At 63.6% G+C, this 13468-nt stretch carries 14 protein-coding genes; 10 read left to right on the forward strand and 4 right to left on the reverse strand.

The genetic code is table 11. From position 1 onward, the window contains the following. Positions 1-7: 7 nt before the first annotated feature. The 4 genes from PSO31014_RS13605 (at position 8) to PSO31014_RS13620 (ending at position 3909) form a co-directional block, all read left to right on the forward strand. Complete coding sequence (locus tag PSO31014_RS13605; protein WP_150552118.1) at positions 8-871, forward strand: DODA-type extradiol aromatic ring-opening family dioxygenase; 864 nt, start codon at positions 8-10, stop codon at positions 869-871. A gap of 12 nt (positions 872-883) precedes the next feature. Beyond that, positions 884-1834 carry a fumarylacetoacetate hydrolase family protein gene (locus PSO31014_RS13610; RefSeq protein ID WP_150552119.1) on the forward strand — a complete coding sequence of 317 codons (951 nt, stop codon included), beginning with the start codon at positions 884-886 and terminating at the stop codon, positions 1832-1834. 4 nt (positions 1835-1838) lie between these two features. Further along, complete coding sequence (locus tag PSO31014_RS13615) at positions 1839-2828, forward strand: 2-dehydropantoate 2-reductase (RefSeq protein WP_150552120.1); 990 nt, start codon at positions 1839-1841, stop codon at positions 2826-2828. A 148-nt stretch (positions 2829-2976) separates the two neighbouring features. Further along, positions 2977-3909 (forward strand): LysR family transcriptional regulator, encoded by a 933-nt coding sequence (locus PSO31014_RS13620; RefSeq protein ID WP_150552121.1) that lies wholly within the window; start codon positions 2977-2979, stop codon positions 3907-3909. 24 nt (positions 3910-3933) lie between these two features. Here PSO31014_RS13620 and PSO31014_RS13625 read toward each other — a convergent pair whose 3' ends face one another. After that, the gene (locus PSO31014_RS13625) at positions 3934-4446 is read right to left on the reverse strand and encodes a hypothetical protein (RefSeq protein ID WP_150552122.1); all 513 of its coding nucleotides are present in this window, start codon (positions 4444-4446) and stop codon (positions 3934-3936) included. Positions 4447-4891: 445 nt separating this feature from the next. Between PSO31014_RS13625 and PSO31014_RS13630 the strand changes: the two genes are divergently transcribed. Continuing rightward, positions 4892-5602 carry a dienelactone hydrolase family protein gene (locus tag PSO31014_RS13630; protein ID WP_150552123.1) on the forward strand — a complete coding sequence of 237 codons (711 nt, stop codon included), beginning with the start codon at positions 4892-4894 and terminating at the stop codon, positions 5600-5602. 291 nt (positions 5603-5893) lie between these two features. Here the strand turns inward: PSO31014_RS13630 and PSO31014_RS13635 are convergent, their stop codons facing one another. Beyond that, positions 5894-6202, reverse strand: coding sequence for a DUF4148 domain-containing protein (locus PSO31014_RS13635; protein WP_150552124.1), 309 nt, complete (start codon positions 6200-6202; stop codon positions 5894-5896). 152 nt (positions 6203-6354) lie between these two features. On the opposite strand from PSO31014_RS13635, the gene PSO31014_RS13640 reads away from it, so the two are divergent. Beyond that, complete coding sequence (locus PSO31014_RS13640; RefSeq protein ID WP_150552125.1) at positions 6355-6753, forward strand: CopD family protein; 399 nt, start codon at positions 6355-6357, stop codon at positions 6751-6753. A 123-nt stretch (positions 6754-6876) separates the two neighbouring features. Continuing rightward, on the forward strand, positions 6877-7668 hold the full coding sequence (locus PSO31014_RS13645; protein WP_246176635.1) for an AraC family transcriptional regulator: 792 nt from the start codon (positions 6877-6879) through the stop codon (positions 7666-7668). Here the strand turns inward: PSO31014_RS13645 and PSO31014_RS13650 are convergent. Then, positions 7616-8338: an HAD family hydrolase gene (locus PSO31014_RS13650; protein ID WP_150552126.1), complete on the reverse strand. Its 723-nt coding sequence runs from the start codon at positions 8336-8338 to the stop codon at positions 7616-7618. The genes PSO31014_RS13645 and PSO31014_RS13650 overlap by 53 nt on opposite strands. 225 nt (positions 8339-8563) lie before the next feature. Further along, entirely contained in the window at positions 8564-9811 is a 1248-nt protein-coding gene (locus PSO31014_RS13655) for a hypothetical protein (protein WP_150552127.1), read from the reverse strand. A gap of 412 nt (positions 9812-10223) precedes the next feature. Between PSO31014_RS13655 and rpsL the strand changes: the two genes are divergently transcribed. From rpsL to fusA, 3 genes are all read left to right on the forward strand, one after another. Continuing rightward, positions 10224-10598 (forward strand): 30S ribosomal protein S12, encoded by a 375-nt coding sequence (gene rpsL / locus PSO31014_RS13660; protein ID WP_017232358.1) that lies wholly within the window; start codon positions 10224-10226, stop codon positions 10596-10598. Positions 10599-10724: 126 nt separating this feature from the next. Then, the gene (rpsG, locus tag PSO31014_RS13665; protein ID WP_017232357.1) at positions 10725-11195 is read left to right on the forward strand and encodes a 30S ribosomal protein S7; all 471 of its coding nucleotides are present in this window, start codon (positions 10725-10727) and stop codon (positions 11193-11195) included. A 117-nt stretch (positions 11196-11312) separates the two neighbouring features. Further along, the gene (gene fusA, locus PSO31014_RS13670) at positions 11313-13415 is read left to right on the forward strand and encodes an elongation factor G (protein WP_150552128.1); all 2103 of its coding nucleotides are present in this window, start codon (positions 11313-11315) and stop codon (positions 13413-13415) included. Positions 13416-13468: the final 53 nt, after the last annotated feature.

Consider the following 13468-nt stretch of genomic DNA (forward strand, 5'->3'; position numbering starts at 1 on the left):
GAGCCCCATGGGACAGATCGTCGGCGCGGCGCTGGTGTCGCATCACCCTGGACTGATGCAGTGTGAGGAGTTCCGCGTGCTGCAGGGTGCGGGCTCCGATTCGGACTTGATCGCCGGTTATGCGCGGGTGCGTGAGCGCATCGTGGCGGCGCGCCCGGACGTTATCGTGATTTTCGACTCGCACTGGTTCACCACCGGTTATCACCTGATCGACGGCGGCGCGCACTATTCGGGCATGTACATCTCCGACGAGATGCCTTGGTATCTGCATGGCGTGCCTTACGATTATCGCGGACATCCCGAGTTGGCGCTGAGCGTCGAAGCCGTGGCGCGCGAGCGCGGCGTGCGCGCCCGCGCGGTGTTGCATCCCGACTTGCCGCGCCATTACCCGACGATCAACGTCATCAAGCAGATGCGGCTCGACGTCTGGCCGGTCGTGACCGTGAGTTCGTGTCAGAACTGTGAGACGCAGCACTTCCTGCAATCGGGCGACGCGATCGGCGAGGCGATTCGTCGCAGTCCTCTGCGCGTGGTGATGCTGGCGTCGGGTTCGTTGAGTCACCGGTTCAACGGCATCGACTGGCAGCCCAATCATCCGCGCATCTTTCACGAGAGCAATGTGTCGCGCCCTGAAAACATCGAGAGCGACAAGCGTGCCATCGAGGCGTTTCGGGAAGGGCGTCACGACCGGATTCTGGCGAACTGGAACGAGGACTACCGCAAGCGCCCGTGGGAGGCGCACGGCGCGCATTACCTGCAGATGATCGGGGCGCTGGGCGGTGCGGCGAGCCGTCACCCGGGCACGGTGCTGTCGGCATACGAGAACGCGCGCGGCACCGGCAATGTGCACATCTGGTTCGATACGATCTGACAAGGCCCAACCATGGACTTCGAATTTCCGCTGCGAGAATTGCCTGCCGTGATGCGCGGCCCGCGCGTCGAGCGTCGTCGCGTAATGCTGGGCGGCAGTGCGTTCTGGGGCACGATTGTCGAGGATGGGCGCGAGCGCGGGCTGCTGCGGCTCGACGACGGGCGTACGGTGGATCCGCAGGCGGTGGCGCACCTGCCGCCAGTGGATCCGTCAAAGATCATCGCCGTGCATATCTCTTATCGCTCGCGTAGCATGGAGACGCGCAACCGGCCCAAGCCGACCGACACGCCGACGTATTTCACGAAGCCGCCGACCTCGTTGAATGGACACGACGCTCAGATCCTCAAGCCGGCGGATTGTCGGTATCTGAACTACGAGGGCGAGTATGCGGTGGTGATCGGGCGTACGTGCCGCAATGTGCTGCCCGATGAGGCGTGGGATTACATCGAGGGGTTCTGCCCGGCGCTGGACATGGGTTTGCAGGACTTTCGCGATACCGATCAGGGGTCGATGCTGCGCGTGAAGGGGGCCGACACGCTGTTGCCGATTGGTCCGGGCATCGTGCGCGGCGTGAACCTGTTCGAGCAGACGTTACGTACTTATCGCAACGGCCGCGTCGTGCAGGAAGCGCATATCGGTGACGAGACGATCTGGGGCCCGCACTACGTGATCGCAGACATTGCGCGACATATCACGCTGCTGCCGGGCGACGTGATCTTGATGGGTACGCCCTGTCATTCCCGCTCCGTGGACGCGGGGGATCGGGTGGCGTGCGAGATCACCGGACTCGGTTGCCTTGTGGGGCAGGTCGTGGGGATCGACGCGCCGCGCGCGGCGGCGCTCGGTGTGGGGCACCCGCCGGGCGACAGTCCCGAAGTGCGCCGTGTGGCGCTGGGGTTTGACGAACGTGTGCCGGAGCGATTCAAGGAAAACTATCGGCTCGCGGGGCAACGACAGGAGTGAAGGGATGAAGGTGACGATCATTGGCGCGGGCGCCATCGGCGGCTTGCTCGGAGCGCGACTGGCGGCGGCGGGGGAGGCGCGAGTGAGCGCATTGGCACGCGGTGCGACGCTGGCGGCGTTGCGTGAGCACGGCTGGCGAGTGAAGCAGGGCGAGACGCTGACGACGGCGCCCGTGGCCGCCGCGCATCCGCTGGAAGACGCCGGCAAGCTCGGCGTGCAGGACCTGGTCGTTATTGCGGTGAAGGGGCCGGCGCTCACGCAGGTCGCGAGCGCCGTCGCTCCCCTGCTCGGCCCGCAAACGCTGGTGTTGCCCGCCATGAACGGCGTGCCGTGGTGGTTCTGCAAGGGGGTGGTGCCTTTTGGCGACGATCCGCTGGCGAGCGTCGATCCGGACGGGGCGATTGGCGCGGCGATTCCGCTGGGCAACGTGATCGGGTGCGTGGTGCATGCGAGTGCGGCGACATCGGCGCCGGGGGTGGTCGATCACAAGATGGGCCGGGGGCTCATCGTCGGCGAACCGGGCGGCGGGGCGAGCGAGCGCGTGGAGCGGCTCGCGGGGTTGCTGACGCGGGCGGGTTTCGAAGTCAAGGCGTCGGAGCACGTGCGTCTCGACATCTGGTACAAGCTGTGGGGCAACCTGACGATGAACCCCGTGTCGGCGATCACGGGCGCGACGATCGACCGGTTACTGGACGACCCGCTCGTGCGCGCGTTCTGCTCGGCGGCGATGGGGGAGGCGGCGGCGATCGGGGCCAGGATCGGCTGCGCGATCGATCAGTCGCCCGACGACCGGCATGCCGTGACGGCGAAGCTCGGGGCATTCAAGACGTCGATGCTGCAGGACGTGGAGGCTCACCGTCCCATCGAACTCGACGCGCTGGTGAGCGTGGTGCGCGAGATCGGTCAGCGCGTGTCGGTTCCTACGCCGAACATCGACGCACTGCTCGGCCTGACGCGCCTGTTCGGGCGGGTACATGGCCTGTATCCCCAGTGACAGGTTCCTTAGCGCGGACATCGGTGTTCGGCGGGACTGTCCGTGCTTTCATGGGGGCGTATGGACATCGATGGTGAGCGCCACGCGTCTACGGGACAATCCATCGATTCCGGCCCATTCGTAGGCAACACTTGATCATCGACACGACATGCCCCTGACCCGCGTCACACTTCGCCAGTTCGAGGCGCTGGTGGCCATTGCCGAATTGCACAGCTTCGCCGAGGCGGGCAATCGCCTGGGGCTCACCTCGTCGGCCGTGAGTCAACTTGTTGCCGAACTCGAATCGGTCCTCGGCTTTCGGCTCTTCGACCGCACGACCCGGCGTGTGGCGCTCTCCAGCGCCGGGCGCGATTTTCTTGCGTCGGCGGAGTCGGTGATTCGGCATGTGCAGGCGGCCGAGAAAACGGCTGACGACGTGCGCAATCGTGCTGCCGGCATCGTGCGCGTGGGCGCGCCGCTGGTGCTCGCGAGCATGGCGCTGCCGGCCGCGATTCGCGCTTATGCCGACCTGCGGCCCAAGGTCGTGGTGCGCGTGGTCGATACGCCCGTCGATGCGCTCGTCGATCACGTGGCCAACGGCGACCTCGATCTGGCGATCGGCCCCAATCGCGCGACGGGCGCGCATGTCGCCGGGGCGCCAGCGTTCGACAGCCCGTGGGTGTTGTGGTGTGCGCCGGGCCACGCGCTCGCGCGACGGCGTCGCGTGCGCTGGGCGGATCTGCGCGATACACCGCTCGTCGCTGCGGGCCGCGATCACGAACGCAGCGTCGCGCAGATGCGCTTGTCCGCGCCGCCCGATGCGCGCATTACGCCTATCGACGTGGTCGATAACGTGACGACCGCGCTCGGCGTCGCGTCGCAAGGGCTGGCCGCCACGCTGACCCCGGGCTACGTGGCGGCGCTCGCGCCGCCGTTCGGTCTGGTGATGCGACGCGTCATCTCGCCCGAGACGATTCGTCAGGTCTGTGTGTATCGACCGCTCTCGCGTGCAGCCTCGCCGGCGGCTGAGGGTTTCGCGCAGTTCTTGCTGGCGTGGCTGCCGCAATGGAACGAGCAAATCATGACGGCGTCACGGGATTGACGCGTACGTTATCGCGTGACCCCATCAGCGGCGCCTGGCGTCAAGTGACGATGACGACGGCGGCGGCAATGCGGCGAGATCCTCGCGCAATTGCGCGCGCAATGTCGCGATGGCTACCGTGGTGTCGGCCGGTTTCAACGCCTCGCGCGCGATGGCGTCGCGCAGATGACGGCGCAGCATCGGGTCGCGCGTTTGCGTGAGCGTTTCGCGATAGAACGGCAAGACATCTTCGGGATGACCGCCAATGCGGTACCAGTGCGCAATTTCGTCGATGGTGCGAATGGCTGCGAAGGCAGGCGCGGCCACACCCTGCGGACCCGGTCCGCCGAACGGCCGACCCATGCCCGGCGGTGGGGGCGGCAGGTCGATGGCGTCGCGCATGTCTTGCCTGTCGCGCTTGTTGCCGGCGTCGGCCGCCGGCGGCGCGCTCTGCGCTCGCACGGTGCTCGACAACGTGTCGGCCGTGGCAATGCCAGTGGCTGTCAATGCCAGCGACATTGCAATGGTGCTGATGGCATGGCGCGTTGTTATCTTCATGATATGGACTCCGTATTAAATGTACTCGCGGCGATATCGAACGCCTGTGGCAAGCGTAACGCGCATCCGTTGACCGGCCCGGGGGCGGTAACGACATGTAAGGAGCATTGCGGGGGATGGCGAGAGGGCCAAGGGAAGAAGCGACGAAGTGACGGTGCCCGCTCAGCGTGATCCGAAGGTTTGGGTTCGGTCGTCGAAACGGCGCATCTCACCTCATCTGCGATACAAGGAGAGTGAGCCGAGAGATGCGAAAGGGGGCACGCGTCGTGCCCCCTGCTGGGCCTTGTGCGGCGGGCTTGGCCGAGCGCTGTGCGCGAGCGCGAAAGTGCCTATACTGATTCGGCCTGACTGCGCGCGATCGCGCAAGTGTGTCGCGTCCGATCCCTGCGGGGGCTCGGTGGTTGTCGCGCGCGGGCATTTCCCCTTTTTTGATGGAGCAACTTCCGTGTCGAACAGTCAATGGATCCGTGTCGAAACCGTGGACGGCGCCTTCGATGCCTATCTGGCATTGCCGCCGTCGGGTCCGATCGCAAAGGCACCGGGTATCGTGCTGGTGCAGGAAATCTTCGGCGTGAACGAACACATTCGCGGCGTGGCCGATCAATACGCGATGGACGGCTATGTGGTGCTCGCGCCGGACATCTTCTGGCGCGTCGCCCCGCGCGTCGAACTCGGCTACTCGGGCGACGATTTGGCGCGCGCGATGGAACTGCGTCAATCGGTCGACATCGAGAAGGCCGTGTCGGATATCGAAGCGACGACCAAGGCACTGCGTGGCAAGCTCGATGCCAATGCGAAGATTGCCGCCGTCGGCTATTGCTTCGGCGGACTGCTGTCGTACCTGAGCGCCACACGCGGGCTGGTCGACGCCGCCGTGCCGTACTACGGTGGTGGCATTCACAACTATCTGGGCGAAGCCGCCCGGCTGAATGTGCCGGTGCAGTTCCACTACGGGGCGCTCGATAGCCATATCACGCCGGATATCGTGACGTCGGTGAGCGAAGCGGTGAAGTCGCGTCCGAACACGGAAGTGTTCGTGTATCCCAACGCCGACCACGGTTTCAACTGCTGGGCGCGCGCGTCTTACCATCAGCCGTCGGCGGCGCTCGCCCACGGTCGCGCGCTCGAGTTTCTCGCGAAGTCGCTGTCGAACTAAGCGTTGTCCGTCGTCCTGTCTACGACAAGAAGCCCGCGCTGGCGGGCTTCGTCGTTTCCTGTCAGGGGATCGCGGGCGTCCGGAATGCGGGTACGGCCGCTAAAAAAGCCCGTCGCCGGAGCGACGGGCAAAGTCCTGTGCGTTGAACCACTACGCACAGCGACAGGAGTCTTAGGTCGGAGGCCGACCGGAGATCACAGTGAGCGCCAGCAACCGCCGACGCGTCGTTATGCGCAGAACGCGCGCCGCGCCGCGGCCCCTTTGGGGAGGCCCGCAGCGCGGCGAGTTACATTAGGAGCCGAAATATGTCGAGCCGGCGCTTTGCTGGCCACCCACCGAACCCATCGTGATCGGGGCGCTGGCCGCCATCGGTTGGGCGCTGGGCGCGGCCTTCGGGTACACGGCATCGTGTTGAACCACCAGACCGGCTTGTTGCGCCTGGACCAGCTCCTGGCGCACTTGGGCGCGGCTCAGGACGCTGGTTTGCGGCACCCACGAGAATTCCGAGGGGCCGTCGAACGCGTCGCTGGCGAAAGCCGAACCGGCCGAGAGGGCCAGCATTGCGGAAACCAGGGCAGAGGTAATGAGAGTGCGTTGCATGATGTTTTCTCCTGTCTTTTGAAAGAGGCGATGTGTTATTCATCGTCGACAGTTGAAGTGTATTGCTTCATTGTTTGGTGATAAATACGAGTAAAGACAATCAATTATTTCAATATAAGAAATAATAAGCGAGAGTCGCAAGGAGATCCCCAATGCTCTATCTATGGATCAAGGCCATCCATCTGATTGCGGTGATCACGTTTATCGCCGGCCTGGTGGCGATGGCGTTGGGTGGGCGTCAGACCCAGCCCGAGTGGCGGCGCATCGCGCGGCGGGCGGATTACGGACTGGCGTCGCCCGCGTTGATCGTGGTGTGGATAACCGGCCCCGCGATGGCCATCATGGCGAACTGGTGGAGTGCGCCATGGCTGATGGCCAAGCTCGTTTTGGTGGTGATCGTCTCGGGATTGCACGGACGCCTGTCCGCCACGCTCAGGCGGCTGGAGCGCGATGGCGTGACGACGTCCCCGGCGCTCTTTCGGCGAGCGCTCCCCATTACGCTGGTCTCGATGGCCGCGATCGTCTCGCTCGTGATCGTCAAGCCGTTTTGAGCCGTGTTGGCTTTGCGCCGACGCAGCAAGGGATTCGGTTTGGTGGGCGGCGCTACCCGGTGTTACGCTGGCGGGATCGCCAAAAACGACCCAAAAATTACGCCTTTGAAAGGCCTGGTGCCGATGCCGATCACAACTGGGGTACCCCTGGGATTTCAGGGACAAGACCGCCCCGTGGGCGCGCTGGCGAAAGATTACCCGGATGGCTTCGTCGTGCACCCGCACAGCCACGGGCGCGCGCAACTGATGTACGCGAGTGCCGGCATTCTCGAAGTGCGCACCGAGACGTCGCTCTGGGTCATACCGCCGCAACGCGCGCTGTGGATGCCGGGGGAAGTCACGCATGAAGTGCGCATGCGGGGCCGAGTCGAAATGCGCACGATCTACGTCGACGTGGCGCGATGCGGGATGTCGGCGCCCAGCGCGCCGGTGGTCATCGGCGTGTCCGCGTTGTTGCGCGAGTTGATCCTGCGCGCGATGGCGCTTCCTGCCGATTGGTCGCCCGACGGCAAGGACGCCCTCGTCATGGCACTGTTGCTCGAGGAAGTGGAATGGAAGAGCGAGTCGCCGCTGCACTTGCAGGTGCCGCGCGACGCTCGTCTGCGCAAAATCTTCGATATCTACCTGAACACGCCTTCGGATCCCCGCAGCCTGCAGGATTGGGCGCTGGACGTCGGCGCATCGAGCCGCACGTTGGAGCGGCGCTTTACGACAGAGTTCGGCTTGCCGTTCCGGGAATGGCGTCAGCACATGCGCCTGCTGGGTGCGCTGCCAATGTTGGGCGCTGGGCGGCCCATCACGCAGGTGGCGCTCGAAGTCGGTTATGACACTCCGAGCGCGTTTTCCACCATGTTCCGCCGCTTCATGGGCGTGACGCCAAGCGAATACCTGATGCGCGTCCGCGGCCCGGCGTGAGCCAGTGCATCGCATCCCACATATCGTCGTAGACGGGCACCCCTTCGGCGCATAGCGGCGAGCGCGAGCGGCGTGAGCCGATCCCAACGAAATCGATGCCGAGACGGCGCGCCACTTTCAGGTCCCACATCCCGTCGCCGATCGAGACGACCGCACGCGGATGCGTAATGCCGTAGCCGGCTTGTGCCCGCTTGATCGCCTCCGCGACGAGTTGTTCGCGTGAACTGTACTCGGAGGAGGTGATGAGCATCGCGTCGGTGTATTCAATGGCGACGGAACGCAGCTTCCGATGGCTGACCTGCCGGATGCCCCCTGTGGCGAACACGACCCCCCAGCGCGAGCGGTGTGCCGCGTCGACGAAGGCGCGAGCACCGGGGATTTCGGCCAGACCGTGCGCGTTGAGCAGCGCGGTGAAGCGCTCGTCGATCTCGTGCTCGAAGCGCGCCAGATCGTGCGGCTGCGGCAGCGCGCGTCCGTGCTCCGCGTGGGCATGAATCAGAATGCCGGTGTCGGTGTGATGCGGGTAGCTGCCCCAGTCGGTGTTCAGGTCTTCGAATTCCAGCGACGTCATGGCGCCGAGCAGCGCGCGCTGATGAATTCGCTCCGAATCGGTCAGAGTGCCGTCGACATCGAGCACCAGAATGCTGTCTTTTTCGAAACTCGCCTGCATGGCTGATAGTGGGCTCGCGTCAGGGCAGGAGGATTCGCCGCCTAAACCTCCGAGTGTACGAATTCGCGCCTCCGTGAAAAACGCGCGGGATGACACCCGTTACGCCGGACACGACAGGCGAGGCTGCGAGATTTGATAGGGCGTGCATATCATCCCAGGACGGCGGCCCGGGGCGTGCCTCCCGGCCGTCGTTCCTGGCGTGCGCCGGACGATGTGTTGCCTGGCTCAGCCGAAGCGAGGGCGCCCCAGCGAACGGTATTGTTTGTCTAGACGTTCAAGCGCTGCGATGGCTTCCGCGATTTCGGCGACCGAAGGCTGTTGAGCGCGTGGCGAACGGGCGAGGGTCGGGGCGGCGCCAGGCTGCGGTAGCGTCTCGGGCTGTATCAATGCTTGGGCCTGGGGCGGCGTCTGTGCGGCGGTGGGTGTTAGTGGCGGGGCCGCCGGAGGGCATGCTCGCTGTACGACGTGGCGATGCGATTCCGGTGCGAGACACTCGCGCGTTTCGCTGCGGGCGAAGTCGCGATAGCGTTGATGTCCGTCATGGAGCCACGTCGCGAGTGTTCGCACAATGTCGTCGCCCGGCCCTACCGTGCGCATCTGCAAACGGGTGGCCCGAAGGTATTCCGGAACGTCGCCGAAGAGGGCTGACAGGTGCCGATCGGCGTGGGTGCGCGGATTCTGGCGAATCCGCTCAACGGTATTCGGCGTGGCGAGCGAGACGAGGAAGGTGCAGATACCGTCCCCGATCGGGAGCCGTATGTAGGCCCCAAGCATGGCGTCGCGCACGTCCGGCGCGCCGGTGACGTGGCGGATGGGCGTGCCGGTGAAGGGGGCTGTGACATGATGGCGCCGGGCTTCCTGCGCGCTGGTCAGCACGCGCGAGAACGTGACCCGCGGCATCTCGAGGTAGACACCGGCGCGGCGCAACAGGTGCGGCGTGCCCGGCGATATCTCGCGAAGGCGCTGGGTGATCCGCCGCTCGATCGCCGAGACGGAGAATTTCCCCTGCGACTCCGCAGCGAAGGTCTCGGAAAAGGCATGCTCAAGACCGCGCGCATCGCGTCCATCGCGCGAGAGCGCCGTGCGGACCGGCGCCGGGAGCGACGCTTCGCAGCCCGCCAACATCAGACGGCTTGCGCTGACGTCGACGTTCGCGCCCGGGGTGAGGTCGAGCAGACAATTCTCGCTGTCGTTGCGGCTGCCGACCAAGCAAACTGGCCGCACGTCCGTCAGCCGCTCGGCGAAGACCTGTGCGCGGGTCGCCGGGGGCCGCGACCAGTCGAACGACGTGCCGTTGGCGACAGCGTCCGCATGGCGAGGCGTGGCGCGTTGAGCGCTGGCTGAGACCGGCGCCGACGTGATCTGCCTGAGGTCGGTCGTGATGCTGTGTGTGTGCGCGGCATGGTGCGGGTCCGGCATTGGGTTCGACACTGCCAGCGCGGTCGTGAGCCATTCTCCAATCGCAAAATACATCGCGGTCACTCCAATTGATGTCACAGGACGCTTCCCGTGGTGGCCCGGAGTATTCCTGTTGCAACGATTTCGGTTGTCGCGTCGGAACGCCGACGTTTGCGGTTTGGCACCCGCGAGGACATTCCCTCAACCCATGCCGCCGTGTCGCGACTCATGGCGGCGCTCGGCAACGCGTTAACAATCAACGACTTACGGGGTGAATTTGCGTGCAAGTGCATTGACACTTGCGCTGAGCAGAGGTATAGTCGCAGGCTCCGGTTTTTCCGGCGGTATGCGCGTGTCCAATGCAAAATGCTTATGCATCAAGCGTTTAGATGCGGGCAATCCGCAAGAATTGCCGGGTGAATGCGCAGTAAATCTGCATGACGGCCCGCCTTGGTTTTCATGCTTTTGACACATTTAGGAAATCACAATGCCAACGATTAACCAATTGGTCCGCAAGCCGCGCACCTCTGCTCAGATCAAGAGCAAGAGCCCGGCCCTGCAGGACTGCCCGCAGCGTCGCGGTGTGTGCACCCGTGTGTACACGACGACGCCGAAGAAGCCGAACTCCGCACTGCGTAAGGTTGCCAAGGTGCGCCTGACCAACGGTTTCGAAGTCATTTCGTACATCGGCGGTGAAGGCCACAACCTGCAGGAACACTCGGTCGTGCTGATTCGCGGCGGTCGTGTGAAGGACTTGCCGGGTGTGCGTTACCACATGGTGCGCGGTAGCCTCGACACGCAAGGCGTCAAGGACCGTAAGCAGTCCCGTTCGAAGTACGGCGCGAAGCGTCCGAAGGCCTAAGCGGCTCAGCGGACATACGTTTGGTGATGGTGGTACATCGTCACTGAGTAAGTGGTCACTCGGCCAGGAAGTGGCTAGTAGGTGACCTGGAGCGAAGCTCCAACTGAATTTATTAAGGAAGAAATCATGCCGCGTCGTCGCGAAGTCCCCAAGCGCGAAGTGTTGCCCGATCCGAAGTTCGGCAACGTTGATGTCGCTAAATTCATGAACGTGCTCATGCTTGCCGGCAAGAAGTCGGTTGCAGAGCGCATCGTTTATGGTGCTTTCGAGCAGATCCAAACCAAGGCGGGCAAGGATCCGCTGGAAATCTTCAACACGGCTCTCGGTAACGTGAAGCCGGTGGTTGAAGTCAAGAGCCGCCGCGTTGGCGGTGCAAACTATCAGGTTCCGGTCGAAGTGCGTCCGTCGCGTCGTATGGCATTGGCGATGCGTTGGTTGCGTGAGGCCGCGAAAAAGCGTAGCGAGAAGTCGATGGCCCTGCGCCTGGCAGGTGAGCTGATCGAAGCCTCGGAAGGCCGTGGCGGCGCCATGAAGAAGCGTGACGAAGTTCACCGCATGGCCGAAGCCAACAAGGCATTCTCGCACTTCCGCTTCTGACGCTGGCAAGCAGTACCTAGAGCAGAAACCGGGGCGGGTGCGCATGAGAAATTGCGCCTCGCCCGTTTGTGTTAGTAGCCCCCTCAAAAATGGCGGCTACATTGAAAGAGGCTTAAAGTGGCTCGTACAACCCCTATCGAGCGCTACCGCAACATCGGTATTAGCGCTCACATCGACGCAGGCAAGACCACGACGACCGAGCGCATTTTGTTCTACACCGGTGTGAACCACAAAATCGGTGAAGTGCACGATGGCGCCGCGACGATGGACTGGATGGAGCAGGAACAAGAGCGGGGCATCACGATTACGTCGGCTGCCACGACCTGCTTCTGGTCCGGCATGGCGAACAATTACCAGAAGCACCGTATCAACATCATCGACACCCCGGGTCACGTCGACTTCACGATTGAAGTCGAGCGCTCGATGCGTGTTCTCGATGGCGCGTGCATGGTCTACTGTGCCGTGGGTGGCGTGCAGCCCCAGTCGGAAACCGTCTGGCGTCAGGCCAACAAGTACGGCGTGCCGCGTCTGGCGTTCGTCAACAAGATGGACCGTACCGGCGCGAACTTCTTCAAGGTCTACGACCAGTTGAAGACTCGCCTGAAGGCCAACCCGGTGCCGGTGGTGGTGCCGATCGGCGCGGAAGAAAGCTTCACGGGCGTGGTCGACCTCATCAAGATGAAGGCGATCATTTGGGACGAAGCGTCGCAAGGCATGAAGTTCGACTACGTCGAGATTCCGGCCGAGCTGCTGGCGGAAGCCCAGAAGTGGCGCGAAGGCATGGTCGAGGCCGCTGCCGAGTCGAGCGAAGAGATGATGAACAAGTACCTGGAAGAGGGCGACCTCTCCGAGGCTGACATCATCGAAGGTATTCGTCTGCGTACCATTGCTTGCGAAATTCAGCCGATGCTGTGCGGCACCGCGTTCAAGAACAAGGGTGTGCAGCGTATGCTGGACGCCGTGATCGACTTCCTGCCGTCGCCGGTCGACATTCCGCCGGTCAAGGGTACGGACGAGAAGGAACAGCAGATCGAGCGTCGCGCTGCAGACGACGAGAAGTTCTCGTCGCTGGCGTTCAAGATCATGACGGACCCGTTCGTCGGCCAGTTGATCTTCTTCCGCGTCTATTCGGGCGTCGTGAGCAAGGGCGACACGTTGCTGAACTCGGTCAAGGGCAAGAAGGAACGTCTGGGCCGTATCGTGCAGATGCACGCGAACCAGCGCGAAGAAATTGACGAAGTGCGCGCAGGCGACATCGCCGCAGCCGTTGGTTTGAAGGACGCGACCACGGGTGACACGCTGTGTGACCCGACCGCCCCGATCGTGCTTGAGCGCATGGTGTTCCCGGAGCCGGTGATTTCGCAGGCTGTCGAGCCGAAGACCAAGGTCGACCAGGAAAAGATGGGCCTCGCCCTGAACCGCCTGGCGCAGGAAGACCCGTCGTTCCGCGTGCAGACCGATGAAGAATCGGGTCAGACCATCATTTCGGGGATGGGCGAGCTCCACCTCGAAATTCTGGTTGACCGGATGAAGCGCGAATTCGGCGTGGAAGCGAACATCGGCGCGCCGCAGGTTGCCTACCGCGAAACCATTCGCAAGTCGGCAGCGGATGTCGAAGGCAAGTTCGTCAAGCAGTCGGGCGGTCGCGGCCAGTTCGGTCACGCCGTCATTACGCTGGAGCCGAACGAGCAAGGCAAGGGCTACGAATTCTTCGACGAGATCAAGGGTGGTGTCATTCCTCGCGAATACATCCCGGCGGTCGACAAGGGGATTCAGGACACGCTCAAGAGCGGCGTTCTGGCCGGCTTCCCGGTGGTGGACGTCAAGGTTCGCCTGACGTTCGGTTCGTACCACGATGTGGACTCGAACGAAAACGCGTTCCGCATGGCCGGTTCGATGGCTTTCAAGGAAGCCATGCGCCGCGCCAGCCCGGTCATTCTCGAGCCGATGATGGCCGTGGAAGTGGAAACGCCGGAAGACTATATGGGTAACGTGATGGGCGACTTGTCGTCGCGTCGCGGCATTATCCAGGGCATGGACGACATGGTCGGCGGCGGCAAGATCGTGCGCGCCGAAGTTCCGCTGTCGGAAATGTTTGGCTATTCGACGTCGCTGCGTTCTGCCACGCAAGGCCGCGCCACGTACACGATGGAGTTCAAGCACTACGCTGAAGCTCCGAAGAACGTGAGCGAAGCCATCATCAGCAACAAGAACAAGTAATTGAATTGTCGGGTGTCTGCACCACGAGGTGCAGCGCCCGGCGCACTGTTTAA

It is taken from the genome of Pandoraea soli (genome assembly GCF_902459595.1).
Lineage (GTDB): Bacteria > Pseudomonadota > Gammaproteobacteria > Burkholderiales > Burkholderiaceae > Pandoraea > Pandoraea cepalis.

Bases quoted from the DNA above. Each gene is read 5' to 3' on its own strand.
- PSO31014_RS13605 (WP_150552118.1), top strand. From the start codon at position 8: ATGGGACAGATCGTCGGCGCGGCGCTGGTGTCGCATCACCCTGGACTG.
- PSO31014_RS13610 (WP_150552119.1), top strand. From the start codon at position 884: ATGGACTTCGAATTTCCGCTGCGAGAATTGCCTGCCGTGATGCGCGGC.
- PSO31014_RS13615 (WP_150552120.1), top strand. From the start codon at position 1,839: ATGAAGGTGACGATCATTGGCGCGGGCGCCATCGGCGGCTTGCTCGGA.
- PSO31014_RS13620 (WP_150552121.1), top strand. From the start codon at position 2,977: ATGCCCCTGACCCGCGTCACACTTCGCCAGTTCGAGGCGCTGGTGGCC.
- PSO31014_RS13625 (WP_150552122.1), bottom strand. From the start codon at position 4,446: ATGAAGATAACAACGCGCCATGCCATCAGCACCATTGCAATGTCGCTG.
- PSO31014_RS13635 (WP_150552124.1), bottom strand. From the start codon at position 6,202: ATGCAACGCACTCTCATTACCTCTGCCCTGGTTTCCGCAATGCTGGCC.
- PSO31014_RS13640 (WP_150552125.1), top strand. From the start codon at position 6,355: ATGCTCTATCTATGGATCAAGGCCATCCATCTGATTGCGGTGATCACG.
- PSO31014_RS13645 (WP_246176635.1), top strand. From the start codon at position 6,877: ATGCCGATCACAACTGGGGTACCCCTGGGATTTCAGGGACAAGACCGC.
- PSO31014_RS13650 (WP_150552126.1), bottom strand. From the start codon at position 8,338: ATGCAGGCGAGTTTCGAAAAAGACAGCATTCTGGTGCTCGATGTCGAC.
- PSO31014_RS13655 (WP_150552127.1), bottom strand. From the start codon at position 9,811: ATGTATTTTGCGATTGGAGAATGGCTCACGACCGCGCTGGCAGTGTCG.
- rpsL (WP_017232358.1), top strand. From the start codon at position 10,224: ATGCCAACGATTAACCAATTGGTCCGCAAGCCGCGCACCTCTGCTCAG.
- rpsG (WP_017232357.1), top strand. From the start codon at position 10,725: ATGCCGCGTCGTCGCGAAGTCCCCAAGCGCGAAGTGTTGCCCGATCCG.